This is a genomic window from Sphingomonas abietis (assembly GCF_027625475.1).
GTDB lineage: Bacteria > Pseudomonadota > Alphaproteobacteria > Sphingomonadales > Sphingomonadaceae > Solisphingomonas > Solisphingomonas abietis.
The window spans coordinates 3,030,623-3,050,907 of the sequence record NZ_CP115174.1; the positions used below are offsets into that span (position 1 = coordinate 3,030,623).

Below are 20,285 nucleotides of genomic sequence, written 5' to 3' on the forward strand. Positions count from 1 at the left end.
AGCGAATCTCCTTCGAAATTGGTCACAGGATGCGGATTTCGGTGACGGTCCCGCGCCAGGCGAGCGCACGACGCTCTATGGCGTCCGCGATGGCGTGGATCAGATAGCCGACGATGCCGACGACGATGGCCCCCACCAACACCTGGTCCATCCGGAAATTCTCGCGGCCGTCGAACAACAGGTGGCCCAGCCCGCGCGTCGAGGTGAGCATATATTCGGCGCCCAGCGTCACCATCCAGGCCATTACCAGCCCGACATAGAGACCGGTAAAGATCGACGGCAAAGCGGCGGGAAGGATCAGCCGGCGCACGGTCTGCCAGAGGTTCAATCCATAGACCGCCGGCAGTTCGCGCAGCTCGCGCGGGATGGCGGCGATGCCCTCCAGCGTGTTGAACAGCACCGGGAACCAGACCGAGAAGGCGATCACGAACAGACGCGCGCCCTCGCCCAGCCCGAACCAGATCGAGATCAGCGGCACCCAGGCAAAGATCGACACCTGCTTGAGCGCGTTGATGCCGGGCAACAGCAGATCCCTGGTCAGGCGGGAGAGGCTGAGCAGCACGCCGCCTGCCACGCCGACGGTCGCGCCGATGGCATAACCCAGCAGATCGCGGCCGAGGCTTGCGCCCAGGTCCACCAAGAGATCGCCGCTGCCCGCCGAAGCGGCGAAATAGCGCCACACCGCGGCCGGGGATGCGACCAACCGGGCATCGGCGATGCCCAGCGAGCAGACCGCCTGCCACACGACCAGCAGGACCGCCGGCAAGACGAGGCCTCGCAGCAGCTTGCGGGGGATCGTCATGCCGCTACCTCCGGCGCGTCGCGCCATCTGAGGACATGTTTCTCGATCGCCTCCAGCCCACGATCGAGCCCGAAGCCGACGAGGCCGATCGCCACCACTGACACGAACATCACGTCCAGCTGGTAGAGGCTGCGGGCGTTGACCATCATGAAACCCAAGCCCTCGGTCGACGCGAGCAGCTCGACCGCGACCAGCGCCAGCCAGGCCTTGGTGAGGCCGAAGCGAATGCCGCTCCAGATCGACGGAAAGGCATGGGGCAAGATGATATGGCGCAGCATCTGGCGGCGGCTCAGCCCCGTTACCCGGCCAAGCTCGATCAGCTTGGCAGGGACGGAACGGATGCCGTCATGCGTGTTGAACACGATCGGCGAGAGCGTCGCCTGCGCCACCAGCACCACCTTCAGCGCATCGCCGACGCCGAGCAGAACCAGCCACAGCGGCAACCAACCGAGCACCGGCACATAGGCGATCGCCTTGAAGCTCGGATAAATATAGTCCGATGCGGTCTGAGAAAGGCCGATCAGGATACCGATGGCAAGCGCCAGCACCGCCCCCACGGCATAACCCTCCAGCAACCACATCAGGGTCTTGGCGAGATTGGTCTGGAGATCGCCGGAAGCGATCGAATCCCGGATCGCCTGCAGCACCGCATGGGGGGATGGCATGATCTGGGGCGGCAACCAGTCCAACCGTGCGCTCAGCTGCCAGAGGAGCAAGAGCGCGAGCGGAACCAGCCACGGCAACAGCCTGACGGCCATGCGATCCGCCCGTGGTGCTCGCCGACGCCCCGGCGATGCCGCCGCCGGTGCCTCGGTCGGTGCGGCAAAGTGGGAGACGGGTGCGATCGCCGTCATCGATCATTATCCTGCGACTGGAACTGGGCCGCCCCGCCATGCGGGCGCCCCTGCGGATCGAAGCGCGGCCAGAAATTCTCCAGCCCCTGCCGGCGGAGCGCGCGATCGAGGAAAGTGGTGTCGATCCACCCGCCGAGATCGACCGGGTTACGTTGCAGCTTGGCTTGCTGCGCGAAGGCCTGCGTATTGCGATATTGCGAGAGTACGAAAGGATCGATCAGCGGACTGGTCCGCGCGGTGAGCGGGCCCGGGCCGAGATCCTCCTTGACGTTGGCGAGCGAGCGGTCGGTGCCATAGACCCACAGCGAGATCAGTTCCTCGCGATGGCGCGGATCGGCCGCGCAGCGCGCCGCCTGCACCATGGCATCGACCACCTTCTGCGTGGTGCCGGGATAGCGACGCGCAAACGCATCGCTGACGATCAGCCCCGTCTGCGCCGTCTCGCGCGGTTCGTTGCGCGTGGAATAGGCGATGCGCCCGACGCCCCTGTCCCGCATCGGCAAAGCGAGCTGGCCGCCGACGAAGGTGCCGTCGATGCCCCCCGATGCCATCACCGTCGCGGCGCTCGCCGGATCGAGATTGACCGGCACGATGTCCTTCTCGCTCAGGCCGTGATCGGCGAGGATCCGCAGCGTCTGGATGTGAATATAGGCACCGCGCATAAACGCGATCCGCTTGCCGCGGATATCCTCGACGCGGTGGATCGGCGAGCCGACCGGCACGACGAGATAGGCATTCTCGCCTCGGCTGACCGGCATGATCACCCGCGTGCGCGTGCCCGCCGAGCGCGAAAGGAGCGCGATCAGCTCGCCCTGTCCTGCGAAATCGATCTCGCCCGATGCCAGCGCCTCACCGACCATCGGCACGGTGGTGAAGCCGATGAACTGCAGCCTGGTGCCCGTGCCGGCGAAGGCCTTGTCGAGGAAGCCCTTGGTCCGTGCGACCTCGAGCAGCCCCCACATCTTCTGATTCTGTTTGTATGCGCCGGGGCCACCGAACCGGATCACCGGGGGCGGCACCTCGACGCCACCGGTCGCTTGCGCGGCCTCGAACACGCGCTGCGGAATCAGGACGGAAAGGCCGAGCGCGGCGAGAAGCAGCGCCGCCACACCCAGTATCACCCAGGAGCGCGGCCGTGCGGCGGGCAAAGCGAGGCTGCTCATTCGGCGAGGTCCGGCTGTTCACGCAGGATGGTTTCGAACGCCGGCTGGAAGTTGAGCCATCCGCTATAGGCACTGAAACGATCCGAGATCAGGCGCGCCTGCTCTTCGGGGACGTGTTGCGGCCGCAGCCCCTCGACCCGCAACTGCTCGGCGCAGACCTTCTCCAGCGAGGCGAACAGATAGGCGGTTTCATCGATGCTCTCGCCGACCGTCAGGATGCCGTGGCTCTTCATGATGACGGCACGATTGCCGTTTGCCGCGGCGGCCAGCGCCGCACCCTCCCCATGGGCGAAACTGTCGTAGATGCCGTGCCGCCCGAAGAACACCGCCGCCTCCGTCGAGATCGGTTCGATCAGGCGGCCGAGTGTCGACCAAGCCTTGCCCGCCGGCGAATGGGTGTGGGCAATCGCCATCACTTCGGGCCGATCGCGATAGATCGCCGAATGGAGCGGCACCCCGCCGATATGCGGGAAGCCATCGCCCGCGATCACCGCGCCGTCGAGGCCGATGCACATCAGGTCGCTGGTGCGGATCAGGCCGAGCGAGAGGCCGAACGGGTTCAGCCAGAAGCGATCCGGGAATTCGGGATCGCGGAAGGAGAGATGGCCCATCACCCCTTCGTCGAAACCGAGCTTCCAGAACAATCGATAGGCGGCGACCAGACGGACCTGGCTGTCGCGCCGCTCCTCGGCGAAGCTGGCGAAGGCGGGTTTCGGCGGCAGACGCGGCGGTTGCGTCGGCGGGATGGCGGGAGCGGCGGTGGCCATGCCTATTCCGCCGCCAGCGCCGGTTCTGCGCGCGCCGCCGTATAGCGGTTCACCGGATATTCGAGGCCGAGATTGCCGCGCAGCGTGGCGCTCTCATACTCGTCGCGGAACAGCCCGCGCTCGCGCAGGATCGGGAGCACCCGCGCGTTGAAGGTGCCGATATGGGCGTGGGTGCCGAAGATGATGAAGCCGTCCACCGCCCTCTCCTCGAAGGCGCGCTGGATCTTGTCGGCGACGAAGCCCGGCGTGCCGACGAAGCCGCCCTTGGGATTGGATGCGCGGTAAGCCAGCTGGCGCAGCGTCAGTTTCTCCTCGCGGGCGATGCGCAGATAATATTCGGCGGTCGACTTGAAGCTGTTGGCGCCGATATCGCCCAGCTCGGGCAGCGGCTCGTCGAGCGGGAACTGCCCGAAATCGAAGAAGCTGAAATAGCGGCTGAGATATTTCACCGCATGGTGCGCATCGACATAGGCGGCCTCCCGCTCGTAGAGCGCGTCCGCCTCTTCCTGGGTATCAGCGACGATCGGGCCGATCGACGGGAAGATCAGGATGTCGTCGGGCGAGCGGCCATGGGCGATGGCCCGGCTTTTGATGTCGCGATAATAGGCCTTGCCGAGTTCCAGATCGTCCGATTCGGCGAAGGCGGAGAAGATCGCGTCGGCATGCTTGGCGGCGAGATCGCGGCCGTCTTCCGAAGCGCCCGCCTGGAACATGATCGGGCGCCCCTGCGGCGAACGCTCCATGTTGAGCGGGCCCTGCACCTGGAAGAATTCGCCGACATGGTCGAGCGCGTGCATCTTGTCCCAGTCGAGATAGACGTCGTTCGCCTTGTCGCGAGTGAAGGCATCGTCCTCGAAGCTGTCCCACAGCCCTTTTACGACATCGATATATTCGTCCGCGATCCGGTAGCGAAGCGCATGGTCGTGCAGCTTGTCGCCATTATAGTTGCGGGCCACGCCCTCCAGCGCGGAGGTGACGGCGTTCCAGCCGGCGCGCCCCTCGCTGATCTTGTCGAGCGAGGCGAGCTGCCGCGCGGTAGTGAAGGGATAGCTGTAGGACGTCGTGAAGGTGCCGACGAGGCCGAGATGGGTGGTGACGGCCGACAGGGCGGACAGCGCCGCCAGCGGCTCGAGCCGGCTCAGGAACGGCCAGGTGGAATCGCGGGTGATGTAGGCGCTGTCGGCGATGAAGCCGAAATCATATTTTCCCGCCTCGCCCAGCCGGCCATATTCGCGATAGCTGGCGAACTCCGCCGCCGCGCCGGACGACACCGTCGGATCGCGCCAATGCCCCCCGCCGCCCTGGAGACCGATACCGAGCCTAAGTTTGCCGTCACGCGCCATGGGAAATCTCCTCGTCGCTGTCAGAAGCTGTAGGTGGCGCCGCCCTCGACAGTGCGGGGCGGATTGTAGGTGGTGGCGAGCACGCCCGGGATCGTCGGGGTGATCGGGATGCCACCGATCGCGTAGGTCTTGTCGAGCAGGTTTCTGGCCCGCACGAAGATCTGCCAATGCTTGTTCGCGGTCGTGAAGTTCGCGTCGAGATTGACGTAGGTCTGCTTCGGCAGGACCGTGACGTTGGTGAGATCGGCGTAGCCGCGCGATGTGTACTTCACCTCGCCGCGTAGCTTGACATCACCCAGCTCGCCGATCGGCAATGTGTAAGCCGCGCTCGCGCCGAGATTATATTTGGACGCGTAAGGCAGCTGGTTGCCGGTGTAGGAGCCGCTGCCGAATGCGGTCTGATAGGTGAAGCGGGTGAACTTGGCGCTGAGTGCGGTTCCGTTCACCCGCAGCTCCAGGGCCTTGACGGGATGCAGGATCGTTTCGACCTCGACGCCGTAAGTCCGCGACTTCTGGGCGTTGAACGCCACCGATCCGTTGACCAATATGCCGTTCAGCAAGACGTTGGACAGGTTCGTCTGATAGTCGCGGAAATCGTTGTAGAAGCCGCTGATGTTGAATTGGACGGGCGCGCGGCCCGATCCGATCTTCAGGCCGGCTTCATAGGTGGTGACCTTCTCCGGCTTGATCGCGATCGCCGCGATGACGGCGGCCGCCGCCACTGGATTGTAGCCGCCGGATTTCTGGCCCTTGGTGTAGCTCGCATAGGCGAACAGGCTGCTGGAGAATTTATAGTCGATCCCGACTTTCGGGGTCAGCCCGTGGGTGGTCTGCTTGAGGCCGGTCAGCGAATAGGTGGTCGCGATGGGCTGGAAATCGGCGTTCGACGTGTAGCCGCTGTTATCATAATCGTCCCACTGGCGATAATAACGCAGTCCCGCCGTCACCCCGAACCGAGGCGTGATCGCATAATGGCCCTGGGTATAGATACCGACGCTGTCGGTGACGGTCTTGCTGATCGCGCCGCCACGCACGCCGAAGGTGACGTTGGGCCGATCGGCGATGAAATGCTCGTGATAGTAGATCGCGCCCGAACTGAATGTCAGCCGTCCATAATCGCCGAGCAGCTGAAGCTCCTGCGAAAATTGCCGCTGATGGAGATTCAGTTGCCATTCGAACGTATCGGTGGCGAGGCCGTCCTGCGACCAGGGGTCGGGCGAATCGTCGAACCAGCGATACCCGGTGATCGACTTCGCGGTCAGATGGTCGTCGAGCTTCTGCGCGACCGACAGCGAGCCGAGATAATTGTTGTTGTGGATGCGCAGATCGAGATTTTCGTAGGTCACGCGCGGATTCGGATCGGCGACGTTGAGCGGCGAGAGCGCGGCGTTGTCGGATCGGTCGCGCAGGAAATAGAAGGAGGCGTTCACATCGGGGCCTGCATCGCCGGCCGGCGTGAAATGGAGCTTCACCCGCCCCTGATCGGTGTGGACCCGATTGACCTTCTTGCCGAGCGTGACGTTCTCGGTGAACCCGCCGGTTTCGTCATGGGCATAGGCGAAACTCGCGGACAGCACGTCCGTCACGATCGGGCCCGACACATAAGCGCTGCCATCGAGTTGCTTCAGATTGCCCGCAGCAAGCGAGAAGGAGCCGGTGAAATCATTGCCGGGCGTCTTCGAGACGATCTTGATCGCGCCCGCGCTGGTATTCTGACCGTACAGCGTGCCCTGCGGCCCGCGCAGCACCTCGATCCGCTCGATGTCCGGCAGGCCGAAGATGCCGCTGTTGATGACACGCGCCTGATAGACGTCATCCACATAGATGCCGACCGCGCCGCTATAGGTCGGCGAGATCGTGCCGATGCCGCGAATGAACAGATACGAAAGGCTGGGCGTCGCGGCCGCCGGCACCTGGAGGCCAGCCACCGAACTGGACAGGTCGCGCAGCTGCACGAGTTTCTGTTCCTGGATATCCTTGCCGCTCAGCACGCCGACCGAAAGCGGTGTCGTCTGGAGCGGCGTGGTACGCCGCTCTGCCGTCACGACGATCTCCCCACCCGATTTGTCAGGCGCGGTGGCCACATCCTCGGCAAGCACCGGCGTACCGCCGATGAGCATCGTGAGGCCCACAAGCCCCACGCCGATTTCCGGAACACCCCGGAATCCCTTCCGCCCTGCCCGATCCCATTTCTGCTTCCCCCGCATGCGTCATTTCGCCTCTGTTTGTGTCGAGGCGTTTGCTAACCGGATAGAAGTCTACCCCAAACATAGGGTTTATTCCCTATCAGATAGGTAGGATTTTTCGAAGTTTCCGATATGAGCTTCGGGATTTTCGGAGCGTCGATGGCGGATCGTGCTGGCGCTGGCGATGGCAGGAAGATTGTATCGTCGAGGCCCGGCGTCCATGTGTGGCTGGAGATTCCCGCCCGCGAGGTGCCATGTCCGTAAATCTGTCGACCGCCCTCCTCCGCAGCTTCGTGGCGATCGTGGATTGCGGATCGTTGCTGAACGCGTCGCACCAGGTCATGCTGTCGCAATCAACCCTGAGCTCCCAGGTCAAGAATCTGGAAAGCCAGTTGCGACAGCCTCTCTTCCAGCGCGACGGGCGGCGCCTCGTTCTCACCGCCGCCGGGCAGTCGCTGCTCTCCTACGCGCGCAAGATATTGGCGCTGCACGACGAGGCCGTCAGCGCCATCAGCAGCAACGCCCTCTCAGGCCCCATCCGCATCGGGATCGTTCAAGATTTCTCGGATGCGTTTCTGCGGGGGCTGCTCAGCGACTTTTCCGACCAATTTCCCGAGACCCAGATTTATGTAAAAGTTGCGCGGACGGTGCAGCTCAAGAAACTGGTCGCCGAGGGAGAGCTCGATATCGTGATCGGAATGGGCGATGTCGCCGAAGAGGCAGTCGTCGCGGCCCAGCCAATGTGCTGGTTCGGCCGGCAGACAGCTTTGAAGAACAACGTCCTTTCGCTTGCTTTGCTGGAGGCCCCTTGCCGCTTCCGCGATGCGGCTCTTTCGGCCCTGAATGCGTCGGGCCGTGATTATCGCATAGCGATCGAGGCTCCCAACCTGTCCACGTTGAAAGCCGCGGTCGATGCGGGGCTGGGCATCACTTGCCGCACCGCGCTTTTTGCGGAAGCAGACCAGGTGCTGAAGGCGAAATCCTTGCCGGCGCTACCCGACATCGGGTTCGTCCTGCATAGCATACTCACTCTTTCTCCCGCCGCGGGCCATTTCCGCAGCGCAGCCGCGGATGCTCTCACAAAACTGTGAGAGCGGGTGATGCCGACTGGCGTCTCACGACCTTGGCGGACAACCCGATTAGTGGCTGCATCCCGTCGAAAGGCAGCGCCAAGCGACCGATCCCACTCCCTCTCCACAGCGCCGGAAGATCGACGTCATCGCCACGATCCGCGATCCGCGCGGCCATATATGCCGGGACTGGCCGGCATGCCGATAGCCGACCAGTCCCTGTGCCGCTGTCGGTTGGCCGTCAGGCCAGCAGACGCACCTGTGGCTCGCGATCGTAGAAGCGCTTGGCTGCGGCCTTGAGGAAGTCTGCGCCCAGACCGGTCACGCCCTCGTCGGCTTCGACGCCGGCCTTGTCGAGCAGCGGTTGCGCGGCATCGGAGGCGCCGATCGCCTTGAGATGGCCGAACGCATCCATTGTGAACTGGATCGCCGCCGCCTGCTTGACGAGCGCCGCGCAGCCCTCCTCGGACAGGATGATCGCCACCGCGTCGAAAATCTGCGACGGCGAGCCCGCCAACTGACCGTCCGCCTTCAGCGTCTTGCCGTCGGACAGCACCGCGCCGCCGATCTTGGGCGAGACGATCACGGCCTTGCCGCCGGCCTGTTCCACGCCCTTCTTCACGCTCGCGACCTCGGCCGCATCGGATCCGTCGGCGATCAGGATGCCGATGCTGCGGCCTTCGAGGCTCTCCTTCATGTTCTTCTGGATCGAGAGCGCCGGGCTCGGCGCCATATCGATCGGATCGCGCGCCGCATCGGCCTTCTCCGGCAGGTCGATGCCGAGGCCGTCGGCGACCCGCTGGGCCAGTTCCTCGTCCACATTCCGCAGATTGGCGACGAGACGCGACGGCACCTGCTCCAGCCCGACCTTCGACAGCTCGAAGGTGAAGGAGGAGGCGATATGCGCTCGCTCGCTGTCCGTCACCGAGGTCCAGAACAGCCGCGCCTGGCTGTAATGATCCGCGAACAATTCGGCGCGCACGCGCAGCTTGTCGCCCTGCTCGTCACCGCCCTCGGCGCTCGGGAAGGTCTTGAAGCCGGTCATCGGGCATTCGCGCGGGCCGCCCTCCTCGCCATGCGCGGCCAGGCTGTTGGGTTCGTAATTGGCGCGGCCCTTGGGCACGGTCATCTGCATCTGCCCGTCGCGCTGGAAGTTCATCACCGGGCATTTCGGCGCGTTGATCGGCAATTGGTGGAAGTTCGCCGTGCCGAGCCGCGATTTCTGGGTGTCGAGATAGGAGAAGAGCCGCCCCTGGAGCAGCGGATCGTTGGAGAAATCGATGCCGGGCACGATGTTCGCCGGGCAATAGGCGACCTGTTCGGTCTCGGCGAAGAAATTGTCCGGGTTCCGATCCAGCACCATCCGGCCGATGATCCGCACCGGGATCACCTCCTCGGGAATGATCTTGGTGGCGTCGAGCACATCATAAGGCTGCGCATCGGCAAAGGCCTGGTCGAACGCCTGGATGCCGAGTTCCCATTCGGGATAGCTGCCGGTGTCGATCGCCTCGTAGAGATCGCGGCGGTGATAGTCGTTGTCGGCCGCCTGGAGCTTCATCGCCTCGTCCCACACGGTCGATTGGACGCCGAGCCTGGGCTTCCAGTGGAACTTCACGAAGGTGGATTGGCCCTCGGCATTGACCAGCCGGAAGGTGTGGATGCCGAACCCCTCGATCATCCGCAACGAGCGCGGGATGGTGCGATCGGACATCGCCCACATCAGCATGTGCGTGGTTTCGGGCATCAGGCTGGCCCAATCCCAGAAGGTGTCGTGCGCCGAACCGGCCTGCGGATAGGCCTTGTCCGCCTCCATCTTCACCGCATGGACCAGATCGGGGAACTTGATCGCGTCCTGGATGAAGAACACCGGAATATTGTTGCCGACGAGATCCCAATTGCCCTCGCTGGTGTAGAATTTCACCGCGAAGCCGCGCACGTCGCGCGGGGTGTCGACCGATCCGGCACCACCGGCGACCGTCGAGAAGCGGGTGAAGACCGGGGTCTTTTCGCCTTTCTTGAACAACGCCGCCTTGGAGAGATCGGAGATATCGTCGGTGGCCTCGAAATAGCCGTGCGCCGCCGATCCCCGCGCGTGGACGATCCGTTCGGGAATGCGCTCATGATCAAAGTGGAAGATCTTCTCGCGCAGCACGAAATCCTCGAGCAGCGTCGGCCCGCGCGCGCCGCTCTTCAGGCTGTTCTGGTTGTCCGAGACCCGGATGCCCTGATTGGTGGTCAGATGGGCTTCGGCGCTGCCATGCGGCCCCTTTTCGGGCACGTGCTGGTGGGTTTCGCCGCCCTGCCCGCGATCGGTGTCAAATGCCTTGTCGCTCATCATGCGTCTCCCGCGTCGTCGTCATGTCGGGGCCGGACAGGCTTGCCCGGCCCCCTTGGAGGATCAGCCGGCCAATAGTCAGGCGATGCCGGCGCCGCCGGTCACGCCATAGACTTCACCGTTGATGAAGCTGCCCTCCTGCGAGGCGAGCAGCACATAGACCGGCGCGATCTCGACCGGCTGGCCGGGGCGGCCATATGCGCTCTCCTCGCCGAACTTCGTGACCGCCTCCGGCGGCTGGCCACCGCTCGACTGGAGCGCCGTCCAGAACGGCCCTGGCGCCACGACATTGGCGCGGATGCCCTTCTCCAGGAGCTGCTTCGCCAGCGCCTTGGTGTAGGCGACGATGCCCGCCTTGGTGGTCGCATAGTCGAGCAGGATCGCCGACGGGTCATAGGCCTGGACCGACGCGGTGGTGATCACCGACGCGCCGGCCGGCAGGTGCGGCACGGCGGCCTGGGCGATCCAGTGCATCGCGTAGAGATTGGTCTTCATCGTCCGGTCGAAATCGTCCGACGTGACCTCGGCGATCGACTGGCGGTTCTGCTGGTGGCCGGCGTTGATCACCAGCAGATCCAGACCACCCAGCCCGGCCACCGTCTGCTCGACCAGGGTGCGGCACCATGCTTCATCAGTCACGTCGCCGGGGAGCGCGACGGCCGTCCGACCCTCCGCCTCGATCAGCACCACGACCTCCTTGGCATCGGCCTCCTCGTCGGCGAGATAGGCGATGGCGACATCGGCGCCTTCGCGCGCGAAGGCAATGGCCGCGGCCCGGCCGATGCCGGAGTCACCGCCCGTCACCAACGCCTTGCGGCCGGTCAGCTTGCCGGAGCCCTTGTAGCTGGTCTCGCCGTGATCGGGCTGCGGGTCCATCTTGCCGGCAAGACCGGGAACCGGCTGCGGCTGGCGCGGAAACGGCGGCTGCGGATATTGGGCGCGGGGATCCTGCATGGTCAGGCGATCGGTCATGATAGCATCTCCTTGAATGGGAATATGGGATTGGCCGGGGCGTCAGATCGTCATCACCGAGCCGGAATCGACCCGCATGTTGCTGCCGTTGATGAAGCTGGCGCGCTCCGAGCAGAGGAAGACGATCATGTCGGCGACCTCCTGCGGGGTGCCGCGCCGCTTGAGCGCCATGCCGGGGCGTTCCTCGGCGAGGAAGCTCGTCACCGCCTCATCGAAATCGACGCCTTTTTCCTCGGCGCGCTTCTGCATCATCTTGTCGGTCATCGGCGTCGCGATGAAGGCCGGCGACACCGTGTTCACCAGCACATTGTCGCCGCCATAGGCCTTGGACAGACCCTTGGCCAAATTGATGATCCCGGCCTTGGAGGCGCAATAGGCCAGTTCATCGATGTAAGGCTGCACGCCGTCTTCGGAGCCGATCAGCACGATGCGCCCCCACTGCTTGGCACGCATCGCCGGGATCGCCTCGCGCGCCATGCGGACAGCGCCCATCAGATTGATGTTCAGCGTCTCGAGCCACCCGGCATCGTCGACCTCGACAAAATCCCCGGTGGCGCCGGTGACGCCGGCGGCATTGACGAGAATGTCGGGATCGCCGAGCGCCTCGCGAACCTTGCCGTACAGCGCTTGCACGCTGTCCAGCTTGGTGACGTCCGCCTCGAAGGCGACCACCTCGCCCAGTGGCTTCAACGTGGCCAGGCTCTTGTCCAGCTGGCCGCCCGGCTGGTCGCTGATCGCGACGCGCACCCCTTCTTCCAGCAGCTTACGCGCCGTTTCCTGGCCGATGCCACTGTCCGCACCCGTGACGAGCGCGATCCTGCCTGCGATATCCAGCTTCATGCCGTGCGTCTCCGATTTGGGATAGGGACTCAAGCGTTCGGCGGCCTCGTGGTTCCCTGCCCGGCGACGATGGAACCGCTTTTCTTCGGCAGACTTGATGGAGATCAGCAACCAGAGGATGCGAGCATGGATCGGCAGGCGACACAGATACTCGAGGCTCTCGCCCAGCGTGCGCCGGAGCGCCCGAAAGATGCCGACGATGCCCGCTGGCTCGCCGATTTCCGCTATCAGACGGCGCTGCTGCACGATTGCGGCGGCCCGCCGCAGCCGCTCCACGCCATCAGCCATCTCATGCTGGCGGACGGGCCGGAACCGCTGGCCGTGCGCCTCTACCGACCGGCAGCAGGCCGCCTGCCGCTGCTGCTGCATATGCACGGCGGCGGCGCGATCGCCGGATCGGTCGACGGGCATGATCCGTGCCTGCGCGCGCTGGCGCATCGCACCGGCTGGATCGTCGCGGCGCCGCTCTATCGGCGGGCGCCGGAGCACCGCTTCCCGGCGCAACTGGATGACGGCTGGCGCGCGCTGCTCGGCGTGGCCGGCAGAGCGGACGAACTGGGTGTCGATGCGGCCCGCATCGTCGTCTCGGGAGACAGCATCGGCGGCACCTTCGCCACGGCGCTGGCGGTGCGGTCGCGAGACCAGGGCGGGCCGGCGCTCGCCGGCCAATTACTGCTCTATCCCAACACCGACCTGCGCCGGGGAGCGGCTTATCCCTCCCGGCAAAGCGAGGACGGCAACATCATCGCGCTGGACGATCTGGAGAGGCAGATCGATCTCCACCTCGCCTGCGAGGCGGATCGAAGCCTGCCCGCCGCTTCTCCCCTGTTGATGCCCGATCTGCACGGCCTGCCCCGGACCTTGCTCGTCACCTGCGGCGCCGATCCGCTGAGAGACGAAGGCGAAGCCTATGGCGAACGGCTGGAGGAGGCCGGCGTCGATCTCCGCCATCATCGCTTCGAAGGCATGATCCATGGCTTCCTGCAGATGGGCGGGCATATCGGTACCAGCACCCATCTGCTCGATCTGATCGCGACGTGGCTAGGCTGAGGCGGGACGGTCCCATGCTGCCTCGACGTCCAGCGCCTCGATATCGCGCTTGCCGGTGAGGAGCGCCTGCTCCTCGCCATCCTCGCGGAAGAATATCGCGAATTCGCCCTGCTCCACCGCCCCCTCGACCCGCCGGTCGTCCGGCGAGGCGACATGGCCGACATAGCGCAGGCTGACATCATAATGGCCCGACCAGAAGAACGGCGTATCGCCGAAGCCCTCATTCGTTTCGCCGAGCAGGCGACGGGCGAGATACTGGCCCTGCCGCTGGGCATGGACCCAATGTTCGACACGGATGCGATGGCCGAGCCGCGGATCGGGATAATTCGCCACGTCGCCGATCGCGAAGATGGTTTCCGCGGAGGTCGCCATCGTCTCATCGACGCGGATTCCGCCGCCTTCCTCCTCGGTCGCCAACACAATGCCGGCCTTCTCGGCGAGATCGACGCGCGGCTCCACGCCCACGCCGATCACCAGCAGATCGGCCTCCACCGTCGATCCGTCGTCGAGCGTGGCGACGGTGCCGTCATAGCGTGCGATCGTCCGGCCGAGCTGGAAGCGCACGCCTTTGTCCTCGTGGAGCGACTGGACGAAACGCCCCGCCTCCGGCCCCAGTATGGCGGCCAGCGGGATGTCGTCCTGCGCGATGACGGTGACCGACAGCTTGCGCTGCACCAAGGATGCCGCGACCTCCAACCCGATGAAGCTCGCGCCCATGATGGCGACATGTTTTGCCGTATCCGCCGCGGCGATCAAGCCATCGGCATCCGCAAGCGTCCGCAGCAGGCGGGCATTCGGGTGGTCCAGTCCCTCGATATCGGGCCGTGTCGGCTCGGCGCCGGTCGCCAAGATCAGCGTGTCGTAGGCAATATCCTCGCCATCGCCGGTCGTGACGATGCGACGCTCCAGATCGATGCTGGCGACCTCCACGCCGGTGCGGATCGCAACCGGCGCCCCCTCTCCCTGACCGGGCTCCGGCAGCAGGCAATCGGCCCGCTCCTTCTTGCCGGCCAGATACTGCTTGGAACAGAAGGTCCGGTCATAAGGGGCGTCCCGATCGGCGCTGAGCAGCGTCACCCGTCCGCCTTGCCCGGCCCGTGCCAGCATGTCCGCGCAGGCGTGGCCCGCCGCACCGCCGCCGACGATCAGGATCGGGCCGCCGCGGGACTGGACCTCCTCCGGCTGCCGTACCCCGCGTTTGCCGGTGACGCGCACGGTGCCATCCTCCTCGACCACGTCATAGCAAGACAGCGGCTCCATCGCCGGCGCGCCGACCGCTTCGCCGGTTGCCAGCGCGAAGCGGGCATGGTGCCAGGGGCAGCGCAATTCCCCCGATGCGACGATGCCGGTTTCGAGCGGCGCCCCGAGATGGGTACATTCACCAGATACGGCGCAGACCTTGCCCTGATGACGAACCAGGACGACCGCCTCGCCATCCACGGTGCCGGCGACGATCGCGCCCTGATCGAGCGCGGCCGCCGGAATCCCGGCGGAGAAATCGGGTTTTTGATCGGCCATGTGATCATCCTTTCGGGAAAGCGCAGCACGCGGGGGCACGGGTCGGGCCACAGGTCGGGCCACGGGTCGGGTTTGGCGGCGAGGGCGATCCCCGTGCGGACCAGCGGCGCGGCAGCGCCGATGGCCCGACAGTGTGGCGATGCCGTTGTCGCGACGGAAGATTCCGTTCCTCTACGAGTTGCGGGACCGGCTGGTTCCTTTGGAGAACGACTCTCAACAAGCCTTGCCGCCATCGGCACGGCCGCAGAGGGAGTGCAACGGCCCCGGATGCCGCCGCCCCACGCGTTCCGGTCCCTCGTGCAACCGCCGCGGGACGCGCGCGTTGGCCGGTCACACTTCGCAGGCCGCGGGTATCTTCCCGCCATTGCCCGAATGGGATGCTTATTTTGACGACCGAATCCGGCCAGACACCCCATTTCGACGCCCCCCCACCCAGCCGCGACGAAGCCGGATATATTCCGCTCGAGGGCTATGGCGCGCTCGGCGACGGGCGCTCGATCGCGCTGAGCGGGATGGATGGATCGATCGACTGGTGGTGCGTTCCCAATCTCGATTCCCCGCCTCTGTTCGATCGGATGCTGGATCCCGAATGCGGCGGCTATTTTGCGGTCGCGCCGAATGCGCCGTTTCGGATCGATCGCCAGTATCGCGCCGACAGCAATGTGCTGGAAACGATCTTCACGACGGCAACGGGCCGCGCCAGACTGACGGAGTCGATGAACAGCGGCACCGCGGGCCGACTGCCCTGGACCGAGCTCGCCCGGCGCATCGACGGGCTGGACGGCCATGTGACGTTCGACATCCATGTGCGCTTCGGCAGGCGTGCTGAGACGATCAATCCCTATGTGTCGGCGGTCGGGGACCAGTCCGTCTTCCACGCCGGCCATGTCCTCGGCCTGTTTCGGACCAGCGACGGGATCACGGTGCGCCGTCTGGACGATGCCGGTCTCGAAGCCGGCCTGTCGGTCGGGCCCGGCGATCGGGAAACCATCGCCATCGTCGCCGGCGAGGACGAACCGCTGGTGGTGCCGACGATCGAGGATATCGACGGCCGCATTGATGGCTCCGATGCCGAATGGAAGCAGTGGGCCGGCAAGCTGCGATATGATGGCGTCCACCGGGACGCGCTGGTGCGTTCCGCCCTCGCCCTCAAATTGCTGCTGTTTTCGCCGAGCGGTGCGATCGCCGCCGCCGCGACCACCTCACTCCCGGAACGGATCGGCGGCACCAAGAATTACGATTATCGCTACGCGTGGGTGCGCGACGCCGGCTATACCATCAAGGCGTTCCTGGCCGTCGATGCACAGGCCGAGGCCAAGGCCGCCTTCACCTGGCTGCTGCGACGCCTGAAGGAGCATGGCGCCCAGGTCTGCTATACGCTCGACGGCGGTCTCGTGCCGGAGGCGCGGGAGATCGCCCTGCCCGGCTATCGCGGGTCGACGCCCGTTCTGGTCGGCAATGCCGCCACCGATCAGCATCAGCATGGCGTCTATGGCGACATCTTCGGCACCGCCGCCCATTTCGTCAGCGCCGGGCATATTCTGGACGCAAGCAGCGCGGAGACCCTCGCCCATCTCGCCGACGAATGCGCCGATCGCTGGCGCCAGCCGGATTCGGGCATCTGGGAGCTGCCCGACGCCCGCCATTACACCATGTCCAAGATCAGCTGCTGGCAGGCGCTGGCACGGGCCGCCGAACTGGCCAGCGCGGGCCAGCTGCCGACCACCTGCCGGGATCGCTGGATTCGCGAGCGCGACAGGATCGCCGCCTGGATCGACGAGCATTGCTGGTCCGACGAGATCGGCAGCTACCTCTTCTATCCCGGGGCCGATGGGGTGGACGCCGCGATCGCGCTGGCCGTGCCCTTCGGCTTTCCCAACCCATCCCGGCTTCGGCAGTCACTCGATGCGATCGACCGCACATTGGGCGCAGGCCCCTATCATTATCGCTACCACGGTGCATCGCGGGAGGAAGGCTGCTTCCTGGCGTGCAGCCTGTGGATGGTCGAGGCGCGCGCCCTGCTCGGCCAGCAGGACGAGGCGGAGCGGGCGTATGAACGGCTGATCGCCGCCATGGATCGCGGCGTCGGCATCTATGCGGAAATGGCCGATCCGGGTGACGGACATTATCTCGGCAATGTGCCGCAGGGGCTGACCCATCTGGCGCTGGTGATGGCGATCACCAGCCTCGCCCACCGATGAACAATGCGCGCGACCATGATGGGACCGTGCAGGCCTGAACCGGCATCAGCACCGGATCAGCGTTTCGGTGCATCCTGTATCTCGGGGCGATCCGGCGGCAGGTCCGCCTGCGACCAGCCGCCGCCGACCGCCTTGTAGAAGGACGCGACATCCTCCCGCAGCCGGACGTCGCTCTGGGACAGGCTGTTCTGCGCCTGGAGAAGCTGCTGCTGGCCATCCAGCACCGGCGTATAATCCTGCAGGCCGACCTGGAACTGTGCCTGCACCGTGGCCAGCGCCCGCCGGGCATCGTCCACGCCGCCCCGCAGTTCGGCGTTGCTCCTCTGCTCGGCATCGAGACGGACCAGCGCGTCCTCGACATCGCGCAGCGCCCCCAGCACGGTCTGACGCCATTGGATATAGGCCTGTTCGCGCTGCTCCTTGCGCTCGTTGATGACGGCGCGGCGGCGGCCGAAATCGAAGATCGGGAAGCTCGCCTGCCCCTGCGCGGTCAATTGGAAGGTCTTGCCGAGAAAGAAGCCGCCGAGCCACGCGGTCGCCAGCTGCGGCATCGCGGTCAGCGCGATCTTGGGATAGAGATCGGCGACCGCCACGCCGATATCCGCCGTCGATGCGGCCAGTTGGCGTTCCGCCGCCCGCACGTCGGGCCGGCGCCGGATCAGATCGACGGGAAGCCCCGGCGGGATGACGGGCGGCACGGCGGGCAGCGGCTGCGCCGTCGAAAGCTCGCTGATCAATGTCTCGGGCTGCTCGCCGACGAGCACCGCCAAGGCGTGCATCTGGGTGCGGGCCTGCGCCTCCAGCGGCGCGATCTGCGCCTTGGCCTGGGCGAGCTGGGTCCGCTGGCGGATCGCATTGCCCTGCGGCACCAGCCCGACCTGCGCGGTGTGGCTCAGAATGTCGAGCGACCGCTGCTGACGATCCACCTCCGACTGGGCGATCCGCTGCTGCTCCTGATAGCCCCGCATCTGGAGGTAATCGGCGGCGATCTCGGCCGCCAGGCTGACCCGCGCATCGCGGGCGTTCCATTCAGTCGCCTCGGCCTGGGCGCGGGCCGCCTCGACCTGTCGGCGGACGCCGCCGAAGATATCCAGTTCCCAGCTCGCATCGAAGCCGGCGGAGAAGGTGTGGAAGCTGGTCGGGATCGACGGCGTGCCGGTCGAGCCGGTCGAGCCGCCCGATCCTTGGGTGACGCTGTCGACCAGATCGCTTACGTCCGATCGGCCGATCCGCTGGAATTTGAGATATTCGGCATTGCCCGCGCCGTCGATCGACGGCAGCCCGGCGGCACGCGCCTGCACCACCGCATAGCGCGCCTCGCGCACCCGCGATTCCGCGGTTTGCAGATCGGGCGCCTGCTTCAGGCCGATCTCGATCAGCCGGGTGAGTTCTGGATCGCCGAACGCCTGCCACCAATGCGCGAGATCGACCGCCTCGGCATTGCCGTTGCCCGCTGGCCCGGCGAAGGCGGGCGGCGCGGGTGGTGTCGGCGCGCGATAGTTCGGGCCGACGGTGCAGCCGCCGGCGAGCAGCAGCGCGAGGAGCGACAGACGACGCATCAATGTCCTCCCGCCCCGCCCTTGACCGGCCGCAGCAGGATCGCCAGCGGCGCGATGCAGAACACGAAGATCATGAGGGTGTGGTACACATCGATATAGGACAATATCGCCGCCTGTTTGGTCACCATTTGATAAAGCGCCGCCAATTGCGAGGTTGTGGCATCCTCGACCGCGCCGCCGAGCGTGCCGCCGATCTGCTTCAGGCCCTCGATGTAGCTCGGATTGAGCGGGTTGAGCCCCTCCACGATCCGCGCCTGATGGAATTGCTCGCGCTGTTCGAGCAGCGCCTGCGCCGACGAGATGCCGATCGATCCGCCGAGGTTGCGCGCCACGTTGAGCAGCGCCGAGGCCTGGTTGAACTGCTTGGGATCGAGGCCGGCATAGGCCTGCGCGTTGATCGGCACGAACAGGAAGGGCAGCGCCATCGCCTGATAGACGCGCGCGATCGCGATATGGTTGAAGCTGACATCGGCGTTCATGCCGCTGAGATGCCCCAAGGCCAGTGCCTGCACCGTGAAGGCGCCGCCCAGCAGGATGCGGGTCTGCACCCGCCCGGTGAGCAACCCGGTGAACGGCATCGCCACCAGCGCCGCCAGCCCGCCGGTGGTGAGCGCGAGGCCGGCATCGGTGGCGGTGTAGCCGAACACCTCCTGCAACATCTGCGGGATCAGCTGGGTCGATCCGAACAGGATGACGCCGACGGTCAGCATCATCAGCACGCACACGCCGAAATTGCGGTTGCCGAGCAGGCGGATGTTGACGATCGGATCCTTGCGGTTGAGCTCCCACACCACCAGCAGGATCAGCGACAGCACCGCGGTGATCGCCATCGCGGTGATGAAGCCCGATCCGAACCAGTCGTCGCGCTGGCCACGATCCAGCGTAACCTCCAGACAGCCCAGCCCCAGCGCCACCAGCGCGAAGCCGACACCATCGACCTTCAGGCCCTTCTTCAGCTTCTTGCGGCGATCGCGCTCCAGCGCCTCCGGTTCGTCGACCAGGAAATGGACGAGGATCAGCGAGATGATGCCGACCGGCACGTTGATCAGGAATATCCAGTGCCAGCTGATATTGTCGGTGATGTAGCCGCCGAGCGACGGCCCGATCACCGGCGCCACGATCACCACCACGCCGTAAGCGGCGAACGCCATGCCGCGCTTGGAGGGCGGGAAGGTATCGGCGAGGAAGCTCTGCTCGGACGTCGCGAGGCCGCCGCCGCCGAGCCCCTGGAAGATGCGCGACAGGATCAGGAAGGACAGGCTCGGCGCCAGCCCGCACATCAGCGACGAGACGGTGAACAGAAAGACCGAGATCATGTAGAAGCGCTTGCGGCCGAGCACGTCGGACAGCCATCCCGAGATCGGCACGATCACCGCATTGGCGACGAGATAGCTGGTCAGCACCCAGGTCACCTCGTCCAGCGAGACGGCGAGCGAGCCGGCGATATGGGTCAGCGAGACATTGGCGATGGCGGTGTCCAGCACCTCCATGAAGGTGGCGAGGCTGATGACGATCACGATCAGCCAGGGGTTGCGCCCCCGCGCGGCCGAGCGCTCGTCCGACCAGCCCGCGTCCGGATCGGCGCCGCCCTTGGCACCCCCCTTCGCCCCCTTCGCCGCGGCCAC

Annotated in this window: 15 protein-coding genes; 3 read left to right on the top strand and 12 right to left on the bottom strand. The window is 65.7% G+C overall.

Annotated elements, in window-relative coordinates:
• Nucleotides 1–22: 22 nt before the first annotated feature.
• From PBT88_RS14330 to PBT88_RS14355, 6 genes are read right to left on the bottom strand one after another with little or no spacing between them, the layout of a single operon-like run.
• A complete protein-coding gene (locus PBT88_RS14330) occupies nucleotides 23–802 on the bottom strand; it encodes an ABC transporter permease (RefSeq protein ID WP_270076006.1) in 780 nt (259 codons plus the stop codon).
• The gene (locus PBT88_RS14335; RefSeq protein WP_270076007.1) at nucleotides 799–1,656 is read right to left on the bottom strand and encodes an ABC transporter permease; all 858 of its coding nucleotides are present in this window, start codon (nucleotides 1,654–1,656) and stop codon (nucleotides 799–801) included. The genes PBT88_RS14330 and PBT88_RS14335 overlap by 4 nt, the downstream gene beginning before the upstream one ends.
• Nucleotides 1,653–2,819, bottom strand: coding sequence for an ABC transporter substrate-binding protein (locus PBT88_RS14340; RefSeq protein ID WP_270076008.1), 1,167 nt, complete (start codon nucleotides 2,817–2,819; stop codon nucleotides 1,653–1,655). The genes PBT88_RS14335 and PBT88_RS14340 overlap by 4 nt, the downstream gene beginning before the upstream one ends.
• The gene (locus tag PBT88_RS14345; RefSeq protein WP_270076009.1) at nucleotides 2,816–3,586 is read right to left on the bottom strand and encodes a class II aldolase/adducin family protein; all 771 of its coding nucleotides are present in this window, start codon (nucleotides 3,584–3,586) and stop codon (nucleotides 2,816–2,818) included. Before PBT88_RS14345 ends, PBT88_RS14340 begins: the two co-directional genes overlap by 4 nt.
• Nucleotides 3,587–3,588: 2 nt before the next feature.
• Entirely contained in the window at nucleotides 3,589–4,929 is a 1,341-nt protein-coding gene (locus PBT88_RS14350; RefSeq protein WP_270076010.1) for an NtaA/DmoA family FMN-dependent monooxygenase, read from the bottom strand.
• A 20-nt stretch (nucleotides 4,930–4,949) separates the two neighbouring features.
• Nucleotides 4,950–7,070 (bottom strand): TonB-dependent receptor, encoded by a 2,121-nt coding sequence (locus PBT88_RS14355; protein WP_270076011.1) that lies wholly within the window; start codon nucleotides 7,068–7,070, stop codon nucleotides 4,950–4,952.
• 299 nt (nucleotides 7,071–7,369) lie between these two features.
• Between PBT88_RS14355 and PBT88_RS14360 the strand changes: the two genes are divergently transcribed.
• Nucleotides 7,370–8,206: a LysR substrate-binding domain-containing protein gene (locus PBT88_RS14360; protein ID WP_270076012.1), complete on the top strand. Its 837-nt coding sequence runs from the start codon at nucleotides 7,370–7,372 to the stop codon at nucleotides 8,204–8,206.
• A gap of 220 nt (nucleotides 8,207–8,426) precedes the next feature.
• On the opposite strand, the gene PBT88_RS14365 is transcribed toward PBT88_RS14360, so the two are convergent.
• The 3 genes from PBT88_RS14365 to PBT88_RS14375 form a co-directional block, all read right to left on the bottom strand.
• Complete coding sequence (locus PBT88_RS14365; RefSeq protein ID WP_270076013.1) at nucleotides 8,427–10,520, bottom strand: catalase; 2,094 nt, start codon at nucleotides 10,518–10,520, stop codon at nucleotides 8,427–8,429.
• Between the two features lie 78 nt (nucleotides 10,521–10,598).
• Complete coding sequence (locus tag PBT88_RS14370; RefSeq protein ID WP_270076014.1) at nucleotides 10,599–11,492, bottom strand: SDR family oxidoreductase; 894 nt, start codon at nucleotides 11,490–11,492, stop codon at nucleotides 10,599–10,601.
• A gap of 42 nt (nucleotides 11,493–11,534) precedes the next feature.
• On the bottom strand, nucleotides 11,535–12,332 hold the full coding sequence (locus PBT88_RS14375; RefSeq protein WP_270076015.1) for an SDR family NAD(P)-dependent oxidoreductase: 798 nt from the start codon (nucleotides 12,330–12,332) through the stop codon (nucleotides 11,535–11,537).
• Nucleotides 12,333–12,458: 126 nt separating this feature from the next.
• On the opposite strand from PBT88_RS14375, the gene PBT88_RS14380 reads away from it, so the two are divergent.
• Nucleotides 12,459–13,382 (top strand): alpha/beta hydrolase, encoded by a 924-nt coding sequence (locus PBT88_RS14380; RefSeq protein WP_270076016.1) that lies wholly within the window; start codon nucleotides 12,459–12,461, stop codon nucleotides 13,380–13,382.
• Here the strand turns inward: PBT88_RS14380 and PBT88_RS14385 are convergent.
• Nucleotides 13,374–14,900: an FAD-dependent oxidoreductase gene (locus PBT88_RS14385; RefSeq protein WP_270076017.1), complete on the bottom strand. Its 1,527-nt coding sequence runs from the start codon at nucleotides 14,898–14,900 to the stop codon at nucleotides 13,374–13,376. The two genes, PBT88_RS14380 and PBT88_RS14385, sit on opposite strands and share 9 nt — an antisense overlap.
• 512 nt (nucleotides 14,901–15,412) lie before the next feature.
• Between PBT88_RS14385 and PBT88_RS14390 the strand changes: the two genes are divergently transcribed.
• Nucleotides 15,413–17,101: a glycoside hydrolase family 15 protein gene (locus PBT88_RS14390; RefSeq protein WP_270079275.1), complete on the top strand. Its 1,689-nt coding sequence runs from the start codon at nucleotides 15,413–15,415 to the stop codon at nucleotides 17,099–17,101.
• A gap of 56 nt (nucleotides 17,102–17,157) precedes the next feature.
• Here the strand turns inward: PBT88_RS14390 and PBT88_RS14395 are convergent, their stop codons facing one another.
• Both PBT88_RS14395 and PBT88_RS14400 read right to left on the bottom strand, forming a co-directional pair.
• Complete coding sequence (locus PBT88_RS14395; protein WP_270076018.1) at nucleotides 17,158–18,660, bottom strand: efflux transporter outer membrane subunit; 1,503 nt, start codon at nucleotides 18,658–18,660, stop codon at nucleotides 17,158–17,160.
• Nucleotides 18,660–20,285 carry a DHA2 family efflux MFS transporter permease subunit gene (locus PBT88_RS14400; protein WP_270076019.1) on the bottom strand — a complete coding sequence of 542 codons (1,626 nt, stop codon included), beginning with the start codon at nucleotides 20,283–20,285 and terminating at the stop codon, nucleotides 18,660–18,662. Before PBT88_RS14400 ends, PBT88_RS14395 begins: the two co-directional genes overlap by 1 nt.